Source organism: Rhodococcus sp. NPDC019647, from assembly GCF_044389235.1.
In the GTDB taxonomy this organism is placed as follows: Bacteria; Actinomycetota; Actinomycetes; order Mycobacteriales; family Mycobacteriaceae; genus Rhodococcus_F; species Rhodococcus_F oxybenzonivorans.
On sequence record NZ_JBIRXS010000016.1, the window covers coordinates 1 to 19,411 of the forward strand.

Consider the following 19,411-nt stretch of genomic DNA (forward strand, 5'->3'; position numbering starts at 1 on the left):
GGCTGCCTCGACATCGACGCCTCCGAAAAAGCCGCCCGCTTCGTGCGCACCTGCGACGCGTTCAACGTCCCGATCATCACCCTCGTCGACGTCCCGGGCTTTCTGCCCGGCACCGACCAGGAGTTCAACGGCATCATCCGCCGCGGCGCGAAACTGCTCTACGCCTACGGCGAGGCCACCGTCGGGAAGATCACCGTGATCACCCGCAAGGCCTACGGCGGCGCCTACGACGTGATGGGCTCCAAACACATGGGCGCCGACGTCAACCTGGCCTGGCCCACCGCCCAGATCGCCGTCATGGGCGCCTCCGGCGCCGTCGGGTTCGTCTACCGCAAACGCCTCCTCGAGGCCGCCAAGAACGGCGACGACGTCGACGCACTGCGCCTGCAACTGCAACGCGAATACGAAGACACCCTCGTCAACCCCTACGTCGCCGCCGAACGCGGCTACGTCGACGCCGTCATCCCGCCCTCCCACACCCGCGGACAGATCGTGGCCGCCCTGCGCCTCCTCGAACGCAAAATGGTCACCCTCCCGCCCAAGAAGCATGGGAACATCCCCCTATGACCGCTTTCACTGAAGAGCGCACGGAGAACGGTTCGGACACGGCTGCCGAGAGGTCGTCGGTCAACGGTTCCGCCGCCGAGGCCGCCCTCGCGGACGCGGACACCACGCTGTTGCCCGGTGCGGAACCGGGTGCCGCCGCCACCGAACCCTTCGTGACGGTGATCAAGGGCTCGCCCACCGATGAGGAGATCGCGGCCCTGGTCATCGTGTTGACGGCCGCCGCGAACAGCGGCAGCGGAAACCCCGATTCGCATCTGCCACCGGAGTCCTGGGGCGCTCCCACGCGTATGCACCGCAGTGTGGCGCCCTTCTCGCCGTACGCGTTCCCGAATGTGTCGGCATCCCGGCGTTGACGGTGACGCTGCCGGTGGTCGTGAGGCGCCAACTGTGACGGCGTTCGTACTTGCCTCGGCCTCCCCGGCGCGGCTCGCTGTGCTGCGCAGCGCCGGGGTCGAGCCGATCGTCCGGGTGTCCGGCGTCGACGAGGACGCGCTCATCGCGGCACTCGGTGCCGAGGCGCCCCCGGAGCACGTCGTCACCGAACTGGCCCGCGCCAAGGCGAAGGATGTGCTGCCCGGCCTGACGAGCGAGGGCCTCTCCGACTTCGTGGTGGTCGGATGCGACTCCATGTTGCTGCTCGACGGCGAGTTGCAGGGCAAACCCGGGTCGGTCGAAGTGGCGCGCTCTCGCTGGGCGTCCATGGCCGGCCGTAGCGCGACCCTGCTTACCGGGCACAGTGTTCTGCGGGTGGTGAACGGCTCCGTGATCGGCGACGCATACGAGTCGAGCGCCACGGTGGTTCACTTCGCCAGCCCTGAGGACTCCGACCTCGAGGCGTACCTAGCCACGGGAGAGCCCCTGCAGGTTGCGGGCGCGTTCACACTCGACAGTCTCGGTGGTTGGTTCGTCGAGCGCATCGACGGTGATCCGTCGAGCGTGATCGGGATCGGTCTACCCCTCGTGCGCACTCTGCTCGGCCAGGTGGGCGTCGGTATCGCCGAGTTGTGGGCGACGTCGGGCCGTACCGCCTGACTCTGCTTCGCCCTGCCGGTTCCGCCGCGGAAGGGTGAGCGACGCCACGCCGATTGCCGCGGCCACCGCCGAGATGATCCACAGGATGCGCCGCTCCGCCTGCAGGAAGGCCTCACCCGCCGCCGCACGCGTGGATTCTCGGGCGGCGACCAGGGCGGAATCTGCGATCTGCTGCCCCGAAGCACCCAAGGCCGTAGCGCTTCCCGACCCGAGCGACCGGCAGTCGTCAGGCACCTTCATCGGCGAGGTCGACCCGAGCTGGTCCGTGGCACACCGCACGAAGGTCTCCTCGGCCCGCGGAACGAGGGGCGCCGGCACACCGACCCGTACCAGTTCCGCGGTGAGGGAAGATCTCTCCGCCTGGACAGCCTCCGACGACTGCGTAGCCACCAGGTTGAAGAACACCACCCCGATCAGGGCGAGGCCGAGGGAACTGCCTACCTGCTGGACCGTGGGAAGCAACCCGGACACCGAGCCCGCATTGTCCGGTCGCACAGTGGCGAGGATCGCCGTCTGCAGCGGGGCGACGAACAACCCGAGCCCGGCACCTCCCAGGAACAACGGACCTGCCAAGGCCCCCCACCGTGGATCGGTTCCCTCGTGCTGTAACTGAGCGGCCAGCACGACGAGCGAGCCCGCGAACAGGAGCATCCCCAGCGGAAGTACGAGGTTGCCGATTCGCCGGTAGACCACCGAAGACGTCAGCGCGGCGAGACCCGTACCCAACGCCCACGGCAACGTCATCACCCCCGCGCGCAACGGCGAAAATCCGAAGCCGAACTGGAGCGTGAGCGAGATGGTGAAAATCAGCGAGGTAAGTGTCCCGAAGAATACGAAGGCGATGACGGCGCCGATCGAAAACGCACGATCGGCGAACAGTTCCACCCGCAGCACCGGGTCACCACCCCGGCGCCCGAGACGCCACTCGTACACGACGAAGGTGATGAGCACCGGCACCGAGCAGGCCAGCATCACCACGATCGAGGTCGGCCAGTCCCGCTCGCGTCCCTCCGCCAGCGGGAAGATGAGCAGGAAGAGGCCCACCGCCGACAGGACGGCGCCGCCCACGTCGAGTCGCCGGACACCGTCAGCCTTGGCGTCGACGAGATAGAAGTACCCGAGCACCAGCGCGGCGATGCCGAGCGGGATGTTCACGAAGAAGATGAGGCGCCACCCCCAACCGAGCAGATCCCACTGGATGAGAAGCCCCCCGACGAGGGGACCTGAGATCGTCGCAAGCCCGATGATCGCTCCGTAGATACCGAAGACCCGCGGGTGGGCACGTTGGGGAAACAGGCCCGAGATGATGGCGAAGGTCTGGGCAGACATCGATCCGGCAGCCAGGCCCTGCCCGGCCCGCGACAGGACCAATTCCATCGGCGTCTGTGCCAGCCCGCAGAGCAGGGATGCGAGAACGAACACGGCCAGAGCGGTGAGGAAGACCCGGCGCCTGCCGAGCAGATCACCCAACCGAGCGGCCGTGATCAGCGAACATGCGAACGAGAGGGTATACACGCTCACCATCAGCAGCTGGGCAGACACCGAAGCGCCGAGGTCGACCGCGATGCTCGGCAGCGCGACGTTGACGATCGTGGCGTCGAGGAGTTGCATGAACACGGCAGCGAGACTGGTGGTGAGACCCAGCCACGGGGCCCATCGACCGAGCTCTCTGCGGTCGGGGATTTCATGCTGTGTCACAGGCATCCGCACAGGCTAGTAGCCCGAAGTGTGCCGCGGGTTGTGAGGTAGTTCAAAAAACCGAGATATTACGCCAGGAAGTTGCAGCGTAGGGGGCGTTTGATCGACACTTGACTGGACTGGAACCGACCTGTAATCAATCTCCGTACTCCGTTACCTCTCGCGGTAAGGCACTCAGTGCCGCATCCTGTTGCGAGACGCGCGTGCACGACCGAACTCGCACACCTCGACATTCGACTACCTCAGGAGCCGCTCGATGGACTTGAACTTGATCACCCACTGGACACCACAGCCTGGGAGGGTCGTCGAGTGGAAAGTCACGGACATAAGTGCACGAGCGGCTGCGCAGGCCCCGGTCGACCCTGCCCTGCCGACCACCATGCAGGAACGACACCTGAGGCGGGCACGACTCGCCGCGCAGAACGGGGAGACGCAATCCCCCTGGATCGGTATCGCGTTCGATTTCCCCGGCAGACTCGACATGGCCGCCATGACGCGAACCCTCGAGCGGTACGTTCTGCGGCACGACACCCTCCACAGCTGGTTCTCGTTCGCCGACCCAGCAGCAGATCCCACGGATACGACGAATCCCATTCGGCAACACGTCGTTCCGGCCGAGTCCATCAACCTCGCCCCAGCCGAGGGCGCCGTTCTGGACAGGCCTGAGCAGGTACGCGACCACGTCGCGGCGCGCTTCGCGAACGACACCAGTGCACTCGCCTGGCCGGCCTTTGTATTCGGTGCGGTAGAGCACTACGCGACTGACGCCCCCGACGCCGAGGAGAGCTTTACTCTCTTCCACGCGATCGACCATGCGCACACCGACATGCAGTCGATGATCCTGATGTTCGCCGAGACGAGAATGATCTACCAGGCCGAACTCGACGGCGTGGAGCCGGAATTGCCGGACCCCGGCAGCTACGTGGACTACAGTCGGCGCGAGCGTGAGAAGGCCGCGACGTTGACGATGGCGTCTCCGGAGGTGCACGGCTGGATCGGCCACCTCACCCGTAACGGAGGAAGCTTCCCGAGCTTCCCCCTCGACCTCGGAGCGTCCGACGCGCCGAAGCCGGCCATCGGCAGCCGGTTCGAGCTGGCCGACGCACGGGACTGCGAACTGTTCGGGGTCGCGTGCAAGGCCAATGGTGCCAACTTCATCGGTGGTGTATTCGCGGCGCTGGCCATCACCGAGCACGAGCTCGTCGGACGCGACCGTTACATGGCGCTCTCCCCGGTCACCACCCGCAACGATCCGCAGTTCTACTGGTCACAGGGGTGGTTCATCAATCTTGTTCCGGTCGGATTCGAATTGGACGGCGCCACCACGTTTTCCGGGCTCGCGCAGCGCGCGCAAGAGGCATATCGCTCAGGGAAGACTCTCGGCGAAGTCTCGGTGCAACAGGTGATCGACACGGTGCTGGCCGCCTCGGGCCCCGGCACCCTGTCACAGCACACGACACTCACGCCTCCCCCGATCGTGTCGTACATCGACGGACGCAGGTTGCCCGACACCGAGAACTTCTCGTCCACCCGCGCCACCGGCATCGTGGGAGGGAAAGCAACCCAGATCGCCTCCATCTGGATCAACCGGGTCCTCGAAGGAACGTGGATGGCCATCTCCCATCCCGATACCCCGGAAGCACATCGCTCCGTCGCCGCCTATGCAGGACGCCTGTCGACCATCATGAAAACGGTAGCCCGCGAGGGTGATTACCGCTCGCCGGAGGGGGTGCGCTAGTGCACGTCACGTCCATCGACAAGTACATGCTCGAACCCGGCATCGTGACCGAATGGTCCGTGGACCCGGGGGTGGTGTCGCAATCGGCGGTGCCGCCGTCCTACAACCAGCAATTCCACCTCGACACGGCGCGCACCCACGGTATCGGCCGGAGTGTATGGATGGCAGCGGCTTTCGATCTTCCGGGCCGGCTCGACAAAGAGGCCCTGGAACTCGCGCTCGTTCACTTCATCCGGCGTCACGACACCCTGCAGACCGGGTTCGATGTCACCTCCGACGTGTTGATGCGGGTCGATCTCGACCCTGCCCTCGCCTCGGTGGTCGCCACCGATCCGGTGCTCACGTCGTCACCAGACGAGCTTCGTGACCATCTGCGACGCCGCTTCACCGAGGCCTGCGACCCGTTGACGTTTCCCGCGTATCTCTTTGCGACCATCGAGCGGGACGACCACTACACCGTGGTCAGTGCCTTCGATCACACTCTGGTCGATGGCTACTCGCTGGTCATTGCGCTGGGTGAACTCCGACAGATCTATCAGAAGCTGTTGTCGCACAGCGTGTCCCGCGACATCACCGCGGCGGAGTTGACCGAGGGACTCGGCGATCCCGGCAGCTTCCTGCGGTATTGCGAACTCGAGGCCGAGACACCGGTCACCGAGCTGGGTGACCCCCGGGTTCGTGAATGGGCACGGTTCTACGAGCGGTGCGGTGGCACCGCGCCGAGTTTCCCGTTGGACCTGGGTGTCGAAGCCGGCAAGCCTGCACCGCAGGGCGCCGACGTCCGCCCACTATTGGGCACCGCCGACGCCGAACGCTTCGAGGAGATCTGCTTCGACTCCGGCGGAAGTCTGTTCACCGGCACGCTTACCGCGATGGGGTTGGCTGTCCAGTCGATCAACGGCACATCCCGGATGCCGCTGCAGTTTCCGCTGCACATTCGCCAGGACCCGCAGTGGGCAAACGCACTCGGATGGCTCACGACGAGTGCCCCCCTGACCGTGGAGGTGACTCCCGACGGCGACTTCCAGTCCTCGCTGGCGCACACGCATGCGTCCTTCCGCACCGCCCTGACCTTGAAGGGCGTCACGATGGCCCAGGTCCGCGAATCGCTCGGCGACGCGTACCGGCGAGCCCGGACGGACGTGTTCATGGTGTCCTACATCGACTACCGCCGACTCCCGGGCACCGACGATCACGACGAGTTGAACGCCCACCACATCAGCAACGTGACGGTGGCCGACGACGCACAATTCTGGATCTCACGAACAGGGAGGGGCCTTGCGCTGCGCTCCCGATTCCCCGAAACCCCGACGGCAAGGCGTGCGGTCACCGACTTCCTCGAACGGCTGCGCGAGATCATGCTGAACATTTGCGAGAACGGTGTCGCACCCATCGCCGAACTGACCACCCAGCTGCACCTCGAGGGCACTCCCGTCATCTGACGCCTGCCCAGCTCGCTCGGACGGATCGAGAATGCGTTGCCGCATGGTCAGCGCGATGTCGACCGCTCGCACCCGTGCACGGCATGCGACCTCGCCGCCGAACAGGTCGTCGACACTGGCGGTCCACAGCTCGACCCATCGGTCGAAATGCCGGTCGGTGAACCCGTGCTGACCGTGCAGCGCGCGGTGGACGGCGAGGACGCCGCCGCGGTAGCTGCCGGACCCCAGAAGGACCGACTCCCAGAAGTCGCACATCACGGGCAGATGGTCGTCGAGTCCGACGGTCGCGAGTGTGTCGAACGCTGTTCGGAGAATCGGATCGGTGAACGCCCGTGCGTAGAAGTGCCGCAGCAGCAACTCCAGGTCGGCACGGGTCGAGATGTCGGGCATGAAACCTCCGTTCACGGGGCGAATCTACGCATGCCGAACGCGCTGCGGCCAACCCCCGGACGGTTACTGTGAACGCCGTTCGGACGAACTCGAGCCGTCGGCCTAGAATTGGCTTTCGTCCCACCGAGTCTGCCCCGTCGTCCAATCCCGCAGGAGCCCGCCCGTGCCCGTAGCGCCAGATCCCACGCCCTCCTTCGCCGAGTACGCCCACCCCGAACGGCTGGTGTCGACGGAGTGGCTCAACGCACATCTGGGAGCGCCCGGCCTCAAGGTGGTGGAGTCCGATGAAGACGTCCTTCTCTACGACGTCGGTCACATCCCCGGCGCCGTGAAGGTCGACTGGCACCTCGACCTCAACGATCCGGTCACCCGCGACTACATCGATGGCGAGAAGTTCGCGGAACTGATGAGCCGGAAGGGCATCAGCCGCGGCGACACCGTCGTGATCTACGGCGACAAGAGCAACTGGTGGGCCGCATACGCGCTGTGGGTGTTCACCCTCTTCGGGCACGAGGACGTCCGCCTCCTCGACGGTGGCCGCGACGCGTGGATCGCCGAGAACCGGGACACCGCATTCGACGTACCCGACATCACACCCACCGACTACCCGGTGGTGGAACGCAACGACGCCCCGATCCGGGCGTTCAAGGACGACGTGCTCGCCCACCTCGGCAAGGGCCCGCTCATCGACGTGCGTTCACCACAGGAATACACCGGCGAGCGCACACACATGCCCGATTACCCGGAGGAAGGCGCACTGCGCGGCGGTCACATCCCGAGTGCGCAGAGCATTCCGTGGGCCAAGGCGGCGGCACCGGACAGTCGTTTCCGCTCCCGCACGGAATTGAACGAGATCTACAGCGGCGTGTCCGCCGCCGACGACATCGTCGCGTATTGCCGAATCGGTGAACGCTCGAGTCACACCTGGTTCGTGCTCACCCACCTGCTCGGTTACCCGCAGGTCCGCAACTACGACGGATCGTGGACCGAATGGGGCAACACCGTGCGCGTTCCCATCGTCAGGGGTGAGGAGCCGGGCGAGGTCCCCGGCTCGTCGTCATGACCCTGATGCCCGATTCGCTTGCCGAGATCGTCGACGACTTCGCTGCCGTCGACGGTTCCGACAAGCTGCAGCTGCTGCTCGAGTTCAGCCGTGAACTGCAACCTCTGCCCGCCGAACTCGAGCAGGACGCCATGGAGCCCGTTCCGGAGTGCCAGTCGCCGCTGTTCCTGTCGGTAGACAGTTCCGATCCCGAGCACGTGCGACTGCATTTCAGCGCGCCCCCGGAGGCGCCGACGACGCGCGGTTTCGCGTCGATCCTCCAGCAGGGTCTCGACGGCCACAGCACGGCCACCATCCTCGGCGTACCCGACGACTTCTACTCCGCCCTCGGGCTGGCCGACGCCGTCAGCCCGCTCCGGTTGCGCGGCATGTCCGCGATGCTCGCACGCATCAAGCGGCATCTGCGCGGCTAGGCAGATTTAGACGACAGCCTATGGAATTCACAGAACTCGCCGATTACCCCATACCCGTGGGAGCACTCACCGAGTGGTTGCCGTGTGCGCGCTCGGCGTGGATCGACGATCCACGCCCGGCGTCGTACATCCACGAGGCGCACCTGCGCCGCTGCGCCGCTGCCGACGGGCGTGAGTCCTGGCTCGGGACCGCTTTCGAGATCGAGGGCCGCCTCGATGTCGCCGCTTTTCAGTCGGCACTCGAGAAGTGGACCGACCGGCACGAGGTGCTGCGCTCACACACCTCGTTCGATCCCGCCCACGACACCATCCGACGGCGCACAGTGCCGGCCGGCGGATTACACATCGGCGTCATCAGCCACGGTTACGACGCTGCGGGCGGTGACAACTTCGCCCACCTCCAGCAACTGTTCGACGAGTACGCGTCTCCGCACAGCTGGCCGTCCTATGTGTTCGCGACGCTCGAACCGGTGGAGCGCGATCGGTTCACCGTGTTCTTCGCTGCCGACCACTCGATCATCGACGGGTTCTCGATCGTGCTGGTCGCGCACGAGTTGACGGCGCTGTACGAAGAAATTCTGTCGGGCCGCGCCGCCAACCTGTTTCCGGTCGGAAGTTACGTCGATTTCGGGCGGGACGAGCGGGAGTCACCCGCCGACGCCGACGTGCAGCGCGAGGCACTCGACGTGTGGCGGGGTGCTCTCGCCGATCGAGGACTGCCGGAGTTCCCTCTCGAGATCGGGCCGCGCACACACGATGCGCAGCAGAACCTGTCGGCCTGGATTCTCGACGCCGATCAGGCAGCGGCCTTCTCTATGGCTTGCAGAGACGCCGATGTGGGGTTCTTCTCCGGGCTCCTGGCGTGCTTGGGCCTGGCAGGCGCGGAAGTCGCCGGGCAGCAACGTTTCCGCACCATCACACCGGTCCACACCCGGCATGCGCCCCAGTGGGCGTCGGCGCTCGGATGGTTCGTCGGGCTCAGCCCGGTCGATTTCGAGCTCCCCTCCCACGAGTTCGGGGAGGTGGCCCGCGCCGCGGAAGCGAGCACGGCCCGGACCAAGCCGATCGCCGTCGTCCCGTTCGACCGGATCGAGCGAGAACTCCACCTCCCCATCCGGCCTCGCTTCGTCGTCTCCTACATGGACGTCCGATTCGTCCCGGATGCGGGCCAGTGGGTCGACCGCAATGCCCGGGCGCTGCGAAGCCGGCAATACACCCACGATGTCTATGCATGGATCAATCGCACACCTTTGGGAGTCAATCTGGCGGTCCGATATCCGGGCAACGACATCGCTGCGGCGAGCGTCCACACCTGGGTGGCGAGCCTTCGGCGGCAACTAGAACAGGTTGCAGTAACCTACCCGTCGGTAGGGCGCGAAGTGTCGCTGAAGCCCTGACGGAAATCTCGATCCGGTGACAACCGCGTTCGGTTCAGTGCTTAGACTCCGAAGTGATGCCCGTATCCCGCCGCTGGTGCGACTTCACGGAACCACCGCGGCGACCGACCACATGAACCACAGGAGGCTCAGTGCCCAGTCATGCCAGCGCGCACATCACGAAGGTGCTCGTCGCGAACCGCGGTGAGATTGCAGTGCGGGTGATCCGGGCCGCCGCCGATGCCGGGTACACCAGTGTCGCGGTCTACGCCGAACCCGACGCCGATGCCCCGTTCGTGCGCCTGGCCGACGAAGCGTTCGCGTTGGGCGGGCAGACCTCCGCCGAATCGTATCTGGTGTTCGACAAAATCCTCGACGCCGCCGCCAAGTCCGGTGCCGACGCCATCCACCCCGGCTACGGCTTCCTCTCCGAGAACGCCGACTTCGCCCAGGCCGTGATCGACGCCGGCCTGATCTGGATCGGCCCCTCCCCGCAATCGATCCGCGACCTCGGCGACAAGGTCACCGCCCGCCACATCGCCGAAAAAGCGAAGGCCCCAATGGCCGCCGGCACCAAGGACCCGGTCAAGAGCGCCGACGAGGTCGTCGCGTTCGCGAAGGAATACGGGGTTCCGGTCGCGATCAAGGCCGCGTTCGGCGGCGGCGGCCGCGGCATGAAGGTCGCGCACACCATCGAGGAAATCCCCGAACTGTTCGACTCCGCCACCCGCGAGGCCGTCGCCGCGTTCGGCCGCGGGGAATGCTTCGTCGAACAATATCTGGACAAGGCCCGCCACGTCGAAGCCCAGGTCATCGCGGATCAGCACGGCAACGTCATCGTCGCCGGCACCCGCGACTGCTCCCTGCAGCGCCGCTTCCAGAAACTCGTCGAGGAGGCCCCCGCCCCGTTCCTCACCGACGACCAACGCAACCGCATCCACACCTCCGCCAAGGCCATCTGCAAAGAGGCCGGCTACTACGGCGCCGGCACCGTCGAATACCTGGTCCAGGGCGACACCGTCTCCTTCCTCGAGGTCAACACCCGCCTGCAGGTCGAACACCCCGTCACCGAGGAAACCGCCGGCATCGACCTGGTGCTGCAACAGTTCAAGATCGCCAACGGCGAGAAACTCGACATCCTCGAGGACCCCACCCCCCGCGGGCACGCCTTCGAGTTCCGGATCAACGGAGAGGACGCCGGCCGCGGATTCCTGCCCGCCCCCGGCCCGGTCACCAAGTTCGTCCCGCCCACCGGCCCCGGTGTGCGGATGGACTCCGGCGTGGAAACCGGATCGGTGATCGGCGGCCAGTTCGACTCGATGCTCGCCAAACTCATCGTCACCGGCGCCACCCGCGACGAGGCCCTCGCCCGCGCCCGCCGCGCCCTCGCCGAATTCCAGGTCGAGGGGCTGGCCACGGTCATCCCGTTCCACCGGGCCATCGTCTCCGACCCCGCGTTCATCGGCGACGGCACCGGCTTCGACGTCTACACCAAGTGGATCGAAACCGAGTGGAACAACCAGATCGAACCGTTCACCGGCGGCCAACCGGTCGACGAGGACGACTCCGGGCCCCGGCAGAACGTGGTCGTCGAGGTCGGCGGCCGCCGCGTCGAGGTGTCCCTGCCCGGCCAGTTCAGCCTCGGCGCCCCCACCACCGGTGGTAATGGTGCCGTCCGGAAGAAGCCGAAGGCCCGCACCCGCGGCGGCGCCGGCGGCGGCGCCGCGTCCGGTGACGCCGTCACCGCCCCCATGCAGGGCACCGTCGTCAAGGTCGCCGTCGAGGAAGGCCAACAAGTCGCCGAGGGCGACCTCATCGCCGTCCTCGAGGCCATGAAGATGGAAAACCCCGTCAACGCCCACAAGGCCGGCATCGTCACCGGCCTGACCGTCGAACCCGGCGCCGCCATCACCCAAGGCACCGTCCTCGCCGAACTCAAATAGGTCCGAGATCACTCGCATGTCCGACCTCCCCGACATCCGTATCGGCACGGCCGAACGTGAGCAGGCCCTCGACCTGCTGAGCGAACATTTCGCGGCCGGCCGCCTGACGGTCGTCGAGTTCGACGAGCGCAGTGCCACAGTGGCCGGGGCGACCACCCGCGGCGAGCTCGATCGGGTGTTCGCAGACCTCCCGACTCCCGCCGTCGCCGCCCCGGCCACAGCTCGCCCCACGTCGACGAAACCCGACGGTGACCACAACTGGCGTCGCATCGTGATGTCGGTGATCCCATTGGTGGCGCTCGTGTTGTTCTTCGTCGTCCCGGTCGACAACAGCTGGCTGTTCTTTCTGATGATCCCGGCCGGCGGAGCAATCCTTTTCGGGATGCGGAACGACCGCGAGCGGGATCGCTGACATGGAACCGGTCGAAGTCAATGCCGGCGGCTGGTATCTGCGGGCACTCCGCGCGGATGAACGAGTCGACGACCGGCCGGCCCTCGCCGACGGCGGTATCGACGACGCCGACTACATCGCCCGACGGACCGCGCAGTGGTCGAGCGACGAGCACTATTCGTGGGCGATCTGTCAACCCAACACCGGTGAGATGCTGGCCGAGGTCGGGCTGACTCGATCGGGTGATACCGCGGTGCTCACCGGATGGGCTCGGAGCGGGCACGACGCCGCCCTTGCCAGTGGCGCCGATGCCGTACAACGCTTCGCGGAGGGCGCGTTGGGGTTGACGGTCCAGCGGTGACGATGCGGTCCGTTCCCGTAGTCGCGCTCACTGGGTTGGCGCTGATCATGCTGCTGTCGCCGGCGTCGGCGACGCCATCGGGTCCCGAACACGCCGACAAGGTGGTGCACGCCCTGCTGTTCGCGGCGCTCGCAGGCGCCTCCCGCTACGCACTGCTACCGGTTCGGGTCACGGTGCTGTGGCTCACAGCCTTCGCTGTGGTCACAGAGATCCTGCAGGGCATTCTGCCGATCGGGAGACACGGATCCGTGTGGGATCTGCTTGCGGACACGCTAGGTGTAGGACTGGGCCTCGCCGTTCACTCCGCAGTCATGCGCTCCCGGAGCAACGCCTGACGCTCCGCGTCGAGGCCCAGGCCGTCGGAGAAATAACCCTCGATTGTTCCGAATGACGTCCGCATCGTGGCGAGGGACACCTCCAGATATTGCCGGCGTACACCGAGCACCGGCTCGAGCAGCGAGGGGTCTCCACCTGCATCGGTGAACTTCTCGAAGACCCCGGCGAAGGACGGCAGTAGAAGTTCATTGGTCAGCAGGTAGTCGTCGAACACGTCCTCTTCACTGACACCGAGCAACAGCAGCAGGGCTGCGGTAGCCCATCCCGTCCGGTCTTTGCCGGTGGTGCAGTGCACGAGGGCGGGTGTGCTGTCATCCGCCGCAAGGTCCCGGAAGAGCTCCCGGTACGACGACACCGCGCTCGGCATCGATACGAAATCCCGGTAGCTGCCCTCGAAGTATTCGATCGCCCGGCCGCCGCCGAGTTCACGTTCGGCAATCATCGGGTCGGCGATCACCTGGAGCATCTGCGCGGGGATCGATCGGATCCCCTTGTCGGCGAGAACGTCCAGGGCAACTGCTCGGGCCCCGTCCGGCAGCTTGTCGGGTGCGACTTCGCGTTCGTCGGCGGTACGGAGGTCGTAGACGGTCCGAATTCCGAGGTCCGCGAGTAGCGGCATGTCTGAGTCCGCTACCCGACTGAGATCGGTCGAGCGATATAACACGCCGGTGCGCACCTTGGCCCCACTCTCTGTCCGATATCCGCCGACGTCTCTGAGGTTGGGCACGGAGGTGAGCGCAATGGGGGTCATCCGTCGACGGTACCGCCCACCACTCGGCCCAGCGCATCGACTGCGGCGTCGAGTTCTGCGGTAGTGACGTTCAACGGAGGACGGAACCGTATCCCGCACTTACCTGTCGGGAGAACAAGTACCCGTTCGCGCTCTCGCAGTGCCGTGACCACTTGGTCCCGCCGCGATGTCGTCGGCAGGCTGATCGCGCACATCAGACCGCGACCACGCGGCTCGGTGATCTCTGGCACTGCCGCGGCCAGCCGGCGGAGCCGCTCGAGAAGGTGCGCCCCCGTCAACCGGGCGCGGTCCACCAGGCGATCGTCCTCGATGACCTCGAGGATCCGGCGCGACCGCACCATGTCGGTGAGGTTGCCACCCCAGGTGGAGTTGATGCGGGAACTCACTGCGAACACGTGGTCCGGGATCTCGTCCACCCGGCCACCGGCCATGATTCCGCACACCTGGGTCTTCTTGCCGAATGCCACGACGTCGGGGCGAACACCCAGTTGCTGATACGCCCAGTTGGTTCCGGTCAGTCCACACCCGGTCTGCACTTCATCGAGAACGACGAGGGCATCGTTCTCGCGGCACAACTGCTCCATCGCCTGGAAGAAGTCCGGCCGGAAATGGTGGTCGCCTCCTTCGCCTTGGATGGGTTCGGCAATGAAACATGCGATGTCGGAGGGGTTGTCGGCAAACGCGCGCCGCGCTTGTTCCAGGGCACGGCGCTCGGCCACCTCGACGTCGCGTCCCTCGGACAGGTAGGGAGCGTCGATCCGCGGCCACTGGAATTTGGGGTATCGCGCTACTTTCCCCGGTTCGGTGTTCGTCAGCGACATCGTGTATCCGCTTCGGCCGTGGAAAGCCTCGGTCAGATGCAATACCTTCGTTCCGAGCGCGGGGTCGATACCGCGGCGTTCGTTGCATCGGCTCTTCCAATCGAAGGCGACCTTCAACGCATTCTCGACCGCGAGGGCACCGCCGTCGACGAAGAAGAGATGCGGCAGTGCGGGATCCCCGAGTACGCGGAAAAAAGTGTCGACGAAGCGCGCCATCGGCACCGTGTAGATGTCCGAGTTACTCGGCTTGTTGATCGCCGCTTCCACCAGCTCCTCGCGGAAGTCGTCGCTCTCCGCCAGAGCCGGATGATTCATGCCGAGCGCGGATGAACCGAAGAACCCGAACATGTCGAGGTAATCCGTTCCGTCCCGCTCGTCCACGAGGTGCGTTCCCCGAGACTGCTCGAGATCGAGCACCAGGTCGAAACCATCGACCAGAATGCGTGCACGCAGTACGTCCTGGACCTGGTCGGCGGACAACTCGCCCCCGCCGCCGGGAAATCGAATCGCTGTGCTCATATCGAGAGATTACGTCATATTTCCTGCCATACGCGTGTCAACCGAGAAAACATACGGTGATCCCACTAGCTATCGTAAAATGTCTGGAGGATGATCGTGCTGCGGGTGTGTACGTTGGCGGTAGCGCGGATCTCCTGAAGGAGATGTTCGAGCTCCCGGGGGGACGCCACCCGCACCAGAAGAACGTAGCTTTCGTCCCCCGCCACCGAATGACACGCCTCGATGGCGGGCAAGTGGCGCAGACGGGCAGGCGCATCATCCGGCTGAGACGGATCGAGAGGGGTGATGGCGACGAACGCCGACAAACCATGGCCCAGCGCTTCGGGGTCGATCTTCGCGGTGTACCCGCGGATGATTTTTCGGGCTTCGAGCCTGCGGACCCGGGACTGGACCGCAGAAATCGACAATCCCGCCTTCTCGGCGAGAGTCGCCAGGGTCGCACGGCCGTCGGCAACCAACTCCTGCATCAGAACCCGATCGATGTCGTCGAGAGGAGTATGGGGTGTGTCGCTGCGAGAAGATTCCACCACCAGCGCAGGCTAGCCCAGCGGAGGTGCGTCATGGTTGAAACGTGGGAGCTCCGAACCCGGTTCGCCCGTGCACTGTCGGTGATGTACGGCCGTGAGGTACCGACTTACACCACGCTCCGACAGGTGACCGGAGAGGTCAACGCCGATTTCGCCGAACGCGAGCCCGCGGAGGCGGAGCGATGGGGCAGCCTCGATCGAGTCACCGCGGAGCTGCACGGCGCGATCCGCTTGGGTAGTGCCGCAGAACTGCGTCAGGCCGCGATACTGTTTGCCGGATTCGGGATGCACCCCGTCGGCTTCTACGACCTGCGCGATGCCGCCACCCCTGTACCCGTCGTCGGGACCGCCTTCCGTCCGATCGACTCGTTCGAACTGAACCACAACCCGTTCGGCATTTTCACCTCGGTGCTCACGACTGCGGATCACCGGTTCTTCGACGCCGATCTACACGCACGCCTCGAAAGGTTTTTCGCCGGGCGGTCGCTCTTCCCGACGGAGCTGCTGCATCTCGCCGCGCTCGCCGCCGAGGAGGGAGGTGTGACTGCTCCCTCGGCCGAGCGGTTCGTGTCACTCGCGACCACGGTGTTGGCGCGGACGGAACTACCGGTCGACAAGGGGTGGTACTCCGAGCTCGAAGCGGTGTCGCCGGTCGCCGCGGAGGTCGGCGCAAGCGCCGGCACCCATATCCACGCCCTCAGGCCCCGCGTGTTGGACATCGACGAGTTGAGCCGCCGCATGCGGGCGCTGGGCTTCACGATGGTCGACGGCATGCAGGGCCCTTCCGGGTGGGGTGGGCCCGCCGTTCTCCTCCGTCAGACCTCGTTCCGTGCGATGTCGGAGCCCCACCGGTTCATCTCGGGCGTCGGAGCAGTCGTGGGAGAAAGGTTCGCGGGGGCCGAGGCTCGTGGCCTCGCCCTGACGCCTCCCGGACGCGAGCTCTACGACCGGTTGGCTGCCGCGGACGCCGACGCGGCCGAGTGGGACCGCCGGTTCCCACGCACCGAAGCCGAACTCGACAGTCGAGGGATGACGTACTTCACGTATCGGCGCGAGGGTGACCGGCACATCGCCGAACCGATCGTCTACGAAGACTTCCTCCCTGCTCCGACGGAAGACGCCTGCACCCGCGCCGAGGTCGACTGCGGCGCCCGGTACCACCTACCCTGGCTCGCCGAGACACTCGGCCGGGCCGTGCACGACCCGTTCGCGCTCTATCAGGAGCAGCAGGACAGATCCCGAGAGAGGACAGCATCGTGAACGTTCCCGACCCCGAGGAGTTGCGCCGACGCGCCGAGGAAGCACTGATCAGGTGCGGTGCCGACATCGGTGCTCCCAGCGGTGCACTCGTGGCCCGAAGCCCCATCACCGGAACCGACTTGCGGACGGTCGACACGAGTAGCGCCGACGACGTCGACGCGGCGATCTCCGCGGCACACGAGGCCTTTCTCACGTGGCGCTCGGTTCCGGCACCCCAGCGCGGTGCCATCGTGCGGCGGCTCGGACAGCTACTGACAGAACACAAACGCGAACTGGCGGAACTTGTCACCCTCGAGGCCGGAAAAATTCCCTCCGAGGCGCGGGGCGAGGTGCAGGAGATGATCGACATCTGCGAGTTCGCCGTCGGTCTCTCCCGGCAGCTGTACGGCAGGACGATGGCATCGGAACGTCCGGGGCACCGCTTGATGGAGACCTGGCATCCGCTGGGTGTCGTCGGTGTGATCTCCGCCTTCAACTTCCCTGTCGCGGTGTGGTCCTGGAACACGGCGATAGCGTTGGTGTGCGGGGACACCGTGGTATGGAAGCCCTCGGAGAAGACTCCGCTGACGGCGATCGCCTGCGACGCCCTGCTGGCGCAGGCCGCACACGATGTGGGAGCGCCCACGGGCCTGCACGCACTGGTGCAGGGATCCGTGGACGTCGGCGAGCAACTGGTGGACGACGCCCGGGTCGCCTTGGTCAGTGCCACCGGATCTGTGCGGATGGGCCGCGCCGTCGGACCGCGGGTCGCCGCGCGTTTCGGCAAGAGCCTGCTGGAATTGGGCGGCAACAACGGCGCAGTCGTGGCCCCGTCAGCCGATCTCGACCTCGCTGTGCGCGGCATCGTCTTCTCGGCTGCAGGGACTGCAGGTCAGCGTTGCACATCGCTGCGCCGGTTGATCGTGCACTCCTCCATCGCGGACGAGCTGCTGAACCGGATCTCCGCGGCCTATCGAACATTGACGGTCGGAAACCCCTTCGACGACGGCGTCCTCGTCGGCCCCCTCGTGGACTTGCAGGCATTCGACGCCATGCAGACGGCCCTCGACAAGGCTCGCGCCGACGGCGGGATAGTAATCTGTGGCGGCGAACGTCGCGGGACGGACAGCGCCGCCTACTACGTCTCCCCCGCATTGGTACGCATGCCGGCACAAACATCGGTGGTGCGGGAAGAAACGTTCGCGCCCATCCTCTACGCCCTCACCTACGACACATTCGACCAGGCCATCGCGATGCACAACGAAGTCCCGCAGGGGCTTTCGTCGTCCATCTTCACCACAGACCAGCGTGAGGCCGAACGGTTCCTCGCCGCGGACGGTTCAGACTGCGGCATCGCCAACGTCAACATCGGCACGTCGGGGGCGGAGATCGGCGGGGCGTTCGGCGGAGAGAAGGACACCGGCGGCGGACGGGAATCCGGATCCGATGCCTGGAAGGCCTACATGCGTCGCGCCACGAACACCGTCAACTACTCCGACCAATTGCCGCTCGCGCAGGGTGTCGAGTTCACCTGATCGCGCCGGTGGAGCGGTTACGCTCGGGACGTGAGCAACTGGGCCGAAATGGCGCGAGAGATCGCCGAGAACGTCCTGTTCCCGGTGGCGGACAGCGTCGATGCCGATGGCGAGATCCCCGACAGCCATTTCGAGACTTTGGCCGCCGACGGTTTCTACGGTCTCGCAGCGCCTGACGACGAGAGCGTGACACCGTCCGTCCTGGTCGATGTACTGGAAACCTTGTGCGGCGGGTGCCTCGCGACTGCCTTCACGTGGATGCAGCATCACGGAGTGGTCGCCGGTCTCGCGGCCTCACCCAACACCACCCTGCAGGGACGGTACCTCGACGGGCTCGTCGACGGCACCGTGCGAGCCGGAGTCGCGCTGGCCGGAGCCATTCCGGTACCACCCACGCTGTGGGCGCGCCGGGTCGAGGACGGGTACGTGCTGGACGGCGTCGCACCGTTCGTCACCGGTTGGGGCATCGTCGATCTGCTTCAGGTTTCGGCCCGCGACGAGTTCGACGACACCATCGTGCACGTCATCATTCCCGCCCAACCGCTTCGCGGACTCACCGCAGCAGACCTACCGCTGATCGCCGCCCGCGGTTCCAACACCGTTCGCCTCACCTTCGACGGCCTCGCAGTGCCAGGCGAACTGGTTAGCGCCGTCGTCTCGCCCGACGACTTCGCGAAGAGCCAACTGTTCGGCTCCTGGATCAACGGGTGCATGGCCATGGGCATCACCCGCCGCGCGATCAGCGAACTCGAAACGCTGGGAGTCGATTCGGACCCGTTCGAGGAGCAAGCTGCAAGAGCACGACTCGACCTCAACGCGGCACTGGAGGGCAGGGCAGACATCGCCGACGCGCGGGCACGGGCATCCGAACTCGCCGTGCGGACCGCGACGGCGCTCGTCACCGCCAAGGGCAGCTCCGCTCTGATCGCGGGCAATACCGCCGAGCGGTTGGTGCGCGAAGCTACCTTCACTCTGGTCGCCGCCGGACGTCCTGCAATCAAAACCGCACTGCTGGAACGCCTGAGCCGCGACTGACCGTCCCACTCCGACGTGTCGGTACGTTCGTCTACGGTCTGACGATTGCCCCGCGAAGCCGGGCCCCCTCCGACCGAAGCGAGTCAACGTGTTCAGGATCGTCCGCGCAGTGGCAGTGGTGTTGCTCGCGTGCGTCATCGGTGCGTATGCCGCGGCGGCCGCGCAGCCGCCCGACACGGTCGAAGTGCCGTGGCCGTTCGCGCCGGCGTCCGCAGATTCCGACCTCACCTGACC

The 19,411-nt window shown here is 66.1% G+C and carries 21 protein-coding genes; 17 read left to right on the top strand and 4 right to left on the bottom strand.

All coding sequences use genetic code 11. From position 1 onward, the window contains the following. The 3 genes from ACH49N_RS24395 to ACH49N_RS24405 form a co-directional block, all read left to right on the top strand. Positions 1–567: carboxyl transferase domain-containing protein (locus ACH49N_RS24395; protein ID WP_397504783.1), on the top strand; the 567-nt coding region annotated here is incomplete at its 5' end. Then, positions 564–920: an acyl-CoA carboxylase subunit epsilon gene (locus ACH49N_RS24400; protein ID WP_358275240.1), complete on the top strand. Its 357-nt coding sequence runs from the start codon at positions 564–566 to the stop codon at positions 918–920. The genes ACH49N_RS24395 and ACH49N_RS24400, both read left to right, overlap by 4 nt. 34 nt (positions 921–954) lie before the next feature. After that, positions 955–1,599 carry a nucleoside triphosphate pyrophosphatase gene (locus ACH49N_RS24405; RefSeq protein ID WP_159925837.1) on the top strand — a complete coding sequence of 215 codons (645 nt, stop codon included), beginning with the start codon at positions 955–957 and terminating at the stop codon, positions 1,597–1,599. Here ACH49N_RS24405 and ACH49N_RS24410 read toward each other — a convergent pair. Beyond that, complete coding sequence (locus ACH49N_RS24410; RefSeq protein ID WP_358275238.1) at positions 1,519–3,303, bottom strand: MFS transporter; 1,785 nt, start codon at positions 3,301–3,303, stop codon at positions 1,519–1,521. The genes ACH49N_RS24405 and ACH49N_RS24410 overlap by 81 nt on opposite strands. A gap of 250 nt (positions 3,304–3,553) precedes the next feature. Here ACH49N_RS24410 and ACH49N_RS24415 point away from each other — a divergent pair, with 250 nt between their 5' ends. From ACH49N_RS24415 to ACH49N_RS24460, 10 genes are all read left to right on the top strand, one after another. After that, a complete protein-coding gene (locus tag ACH49N_RS24415; protein ID WP_358275236.1) occupies positions 3,554–5,035 on the top strand; it encodes a condensation domain-containing protein in 1,482 nt (493 codons plus the stop codon). Beyond that, on the top strand, positions 5,035–6,477 hold the full coding sequence (locus ACH49N_RS24420; RefSeq protein ID WP_358275234.1) for a condensation domain-containing protein: 1,443 nt from the start codon (positions 5,035–5,037) through the stop codon (positions 6,475–6,477). Before ACH49N_RS24415 ends, ACH49N_RS24420 begins: the two co-directional genes overlap by 1 nt. A 36-nt stretch (positions 6,478–6,513) precedes the next feature. Then, a complete protein-coding gene (locus tag ACH49N_RS24425) occupies positions 6,514–6,939 on the top strand; it encodes a hypothetical protein (RefSeq protein WP_358275232.1) in 426 nt (141 codons plus the stop codon). A gap of 91 nt (positions 6,940–7,030) precedes the next feature. Then, positions 7,031–7,930, top strand: coding sequence for a sulfurtransferase (locus ACH49N_RS24430; protein WP_358275231.1), 900 nt, complete (start codon positions 7,031–7,033; stop codon positions 7,928–7,930). After that, a complete protein-coding gene (locus ACH49N_RS24435; protein WP_109331326.1) occupies positions 7,927–8,343 on the top strand; it encodes a SufE family protein in 417 nt (138 codons plus the stop codon). The genes ACH49N_RS24430 and ACH49N_RS24435 overlap by 4 nt, the downstream gene beginning before the upstream one ends. Before the next feature lie 20 nt (positions 8,344–8,363). After that, positions 8,364–9,740: a condensation domain-containing protein gene (locus ACH49N_RS24440; protein ID WP_358275230.1), complete on the top strand. Its 1,377-nt coding sequence runs from the start codon at positions 8,364–8,366 to the stop codon at positions 9,738–9,740. A 131-nt stretch (positions 9,741–9,871) separates the two neighbouring features. After that, positions 9,872–11,662: an acetyl/propionyl/methylcrotonyl-CoA carboxylase subunit alpha gene (locus ACH49N_RS24445; RefSeq protein WP_358275229.1), complete on the top strand. Its 1,791-nt coding sequence runs from the start codon at positions 9,872–9,874 to the stop codon at positions 11,660–11,662. 16 nt (positions 11,663–11,678) lie between these two features. Next, a complete protein-coding gene (locus ACH49N_RS24450) occupies positions 11,679–12,074 on the top strand; it encodes a DUF1707 domain-containing protein (protein ID WP_159925823.1) in 396 nt (131 codons plus the stop codon). A gap of 1 nt (position 12,075) precedes the next feature. Continuing rightward, positions 12,076–12,414, top strand: coding sequence for a hypothetical protein (locus tag ACH49N_RS24455; RefSeq protein WP_159925821.1), 339 nt, complete (start codon positions 12,076–12,078; stop codon positions 12,412–12,414). A 2-nt stretch (positions 12,415–12,416) separates the two neighbouring features. After that, entirely contained in the window at positions 12,417–12,749 is a 333-nt protein-coding gene (locus ACH49N_RS24460; protein WP_159927560.1) for a VanZ family protein, read from the top strand. On the opposite strand, the gene ACH49N_RS24465 is transcribed toward ACH49N_RS24460, so the two are convergent. From ACH49N_RS24465 to ACH49N_RS24475, 3 genes are all read right to left on the bottom strand, one after another. Then, positions 12,713–13,501, bottom strand: a complete 789-nt coding sequence (locus ACH49N_RS24465; protein WP_358275227.1) for a tyrosine-protein phosphatase — start codon at positions 13,499–13,501, stop codon at positions 12,713–12,715. The genes ACH49N_RS24460 and ACH49N_RS24465 overlap by 37 nt on opposite strands. Further along, entirely contained in the window at positions 13,498–14,841 is a 1,344-nt protein-coding gene (gene lat / locus ACH49N_RS24470; protein ID WP_358275226.1) for an L-lysine 6-transaminase, read from the bottom strand. Before lat ends, ACH49N_RS24465 begins: the two co-directional genes overlap by 4 nt. Before the next feature lie 65 nt (positions 14,842–14,906). After that, positions 14,907–15,371 (bottom strand): Lrp/AsnC family transcriptional regulator, encoded by a 465-nt coding sequence (locus ACH49N_RS24475; protein ID WP_358275225.1) that lies wholly within the window; start codon positions 15,369–15,371, stop codon positions 14,907–14,909. A 30-nt stretch (positions 15,372–15,401) separates the two neighbouring features. Here ACH49N_RS24475 and ACH49N_RS24480 point away from each other — a divergent pair, with 30 nt between their 5' ends. The 4 genes from ACH49N_RS24480 (at position 15,402) to ACH49N_RS24495 (ending at position 19,409) form a co-directional block, all read left to right on the top strand. After that, the gene (locus ACH49N_RS24480) at positions 15,402–16,628 is read left to right on the top strand and encodes a 2-oxoadipate dioxygenase/decarboxylase family protein (protein ID WP_358275223.1); all 1,227 of its coding nucleotides are present in this window, start codon (positions 15,402–15,404) and stop codon (positions 16,626–16,628) included. Next, positions 16,625–18,142, top strand: coding sequence for an aldehyde dehydrogenase family protein (locus tag ACH49N_RS24485; protein WP_358275222.1), 1,518 nt, complete (start codon positions 16,625–16,627; stop codon positions 18,140–18,142). The genes ACH49N_RS24480 and ACH49N_RS24485 overlap by 4 nt, the downstream gene beginning before the upstream one ends. A 30-nt stretch (positions 18,143–18,172) precedes the next feature. Beyond that, positions 18,173–19,177, top strand: a complete 1,005-nt coding sequence (locus tag ACH49N_RS24490) for an acyl-CoA dehydrogenase family protein (protein WP_358275220.1) — start codon at positions 18,173–18,175, stop codon at positions 19,175–19,177. Positions 19,178–19,265: 88 nt separating this feature from the next. After that, positions 19,266–19,409 carry a hypothetical protein gene (locus ACH49N_RS24495; RefSeq protein WP_159925809.1) on the top strand — a complete coding sequence of 48 codons (144 nt, stop codon included), beginning with the start codon at positions 19,266–19,268 and terminating at the stop codon, positions 19,407–19,409. Positions 19,410–19,411: the final 2 nt, after the last annotated feature.

What these genes read in the sequence shown, in the direction of transcription:
- ACH49N_RS24480 (WP_358275223.1), top strand. Translation starts at nt 15,402, where the DNA reads ATGGTTGAAACGTGGGAGCTCCGAACCCGGTTCGCCCGTGCACTGTCG.
- ACH49N_RS24440 (WP_358275230.1), top strand. Translation starts at nt 8,364, where the DNA reads ATGGAATTCACAGAACTCGCCGATTACCCCATACCCGTGGGAGCACTC.
- ACH49N_RS24415 (WP_358275236.1), top strand. Translation starts at nt 3,554, where the DNA reads ATGGACTTGAACTTGATCACCCACTGGACACCACAGCCTGGGAGGGTC.
- ACH49N_RS24450 (WP_159925823.1), top strand. Translation starts at nt 11,679, where the DNA reads ATGTCCGACCTCCCCGACATCCGTATCGGCACGGCCGAACGTGAGCAG.
- ACH49N_RS24435 (WP_109331326.1), top strand. Translation starts at nt 7,927, where the DNA reads ATGACCCTGATGCCCGATTCGCTTGCCGAGATCGTCGACGACTTCGCT.
- ACH49N_RS24400 (WP_358275240.1), top strand. Translation starts at nt 564, where the DNA reads ATGACCGCTTTCACTGAAGAGCGCACGGAGAACGGTTCGGACACGGCT.
- ACH49N_RS24465 (WP_358275227.1), bottom strand. Translation starts at nt 13,501, where the DNA reads ATGACCCCCATTGCGCTCACCTCCGTGCCCAACCTCAGAGACGTCGGC.
- ACH49N_RS24460 (WP_159927560.1), top strand. Translation starts at nt 12,417, where the DNA reads ATGCGGTCCGTTCCCGTAGTCGCGCTCACTGGGTTGGCGCTGATCATG.
- lat (WP_358275226.1), bottom strand. Translation starts at nt 14,841, where the DNA reads ATGAGCACAGCGATTCGATTTCCCGGCGGCGGGGGCGAGTTGTCCGCC.
- ACH49N_RS24410 (WP_358275238.1), bottom strand. Translation starts at nt 3,303, where the DNA reads ATGCCTGTGACACAGCATGAAATCCCCGACCGCAGAGAGCTCGGTCGA.
- ACH49N_RS24455 (WP_159925821.1), top strand. Translation starts at nt 12,076, where the DNA reads ATGGAACCGGTCGAAGTCAATGCCGGCGGCTGGTATCTGCGGGCACTC.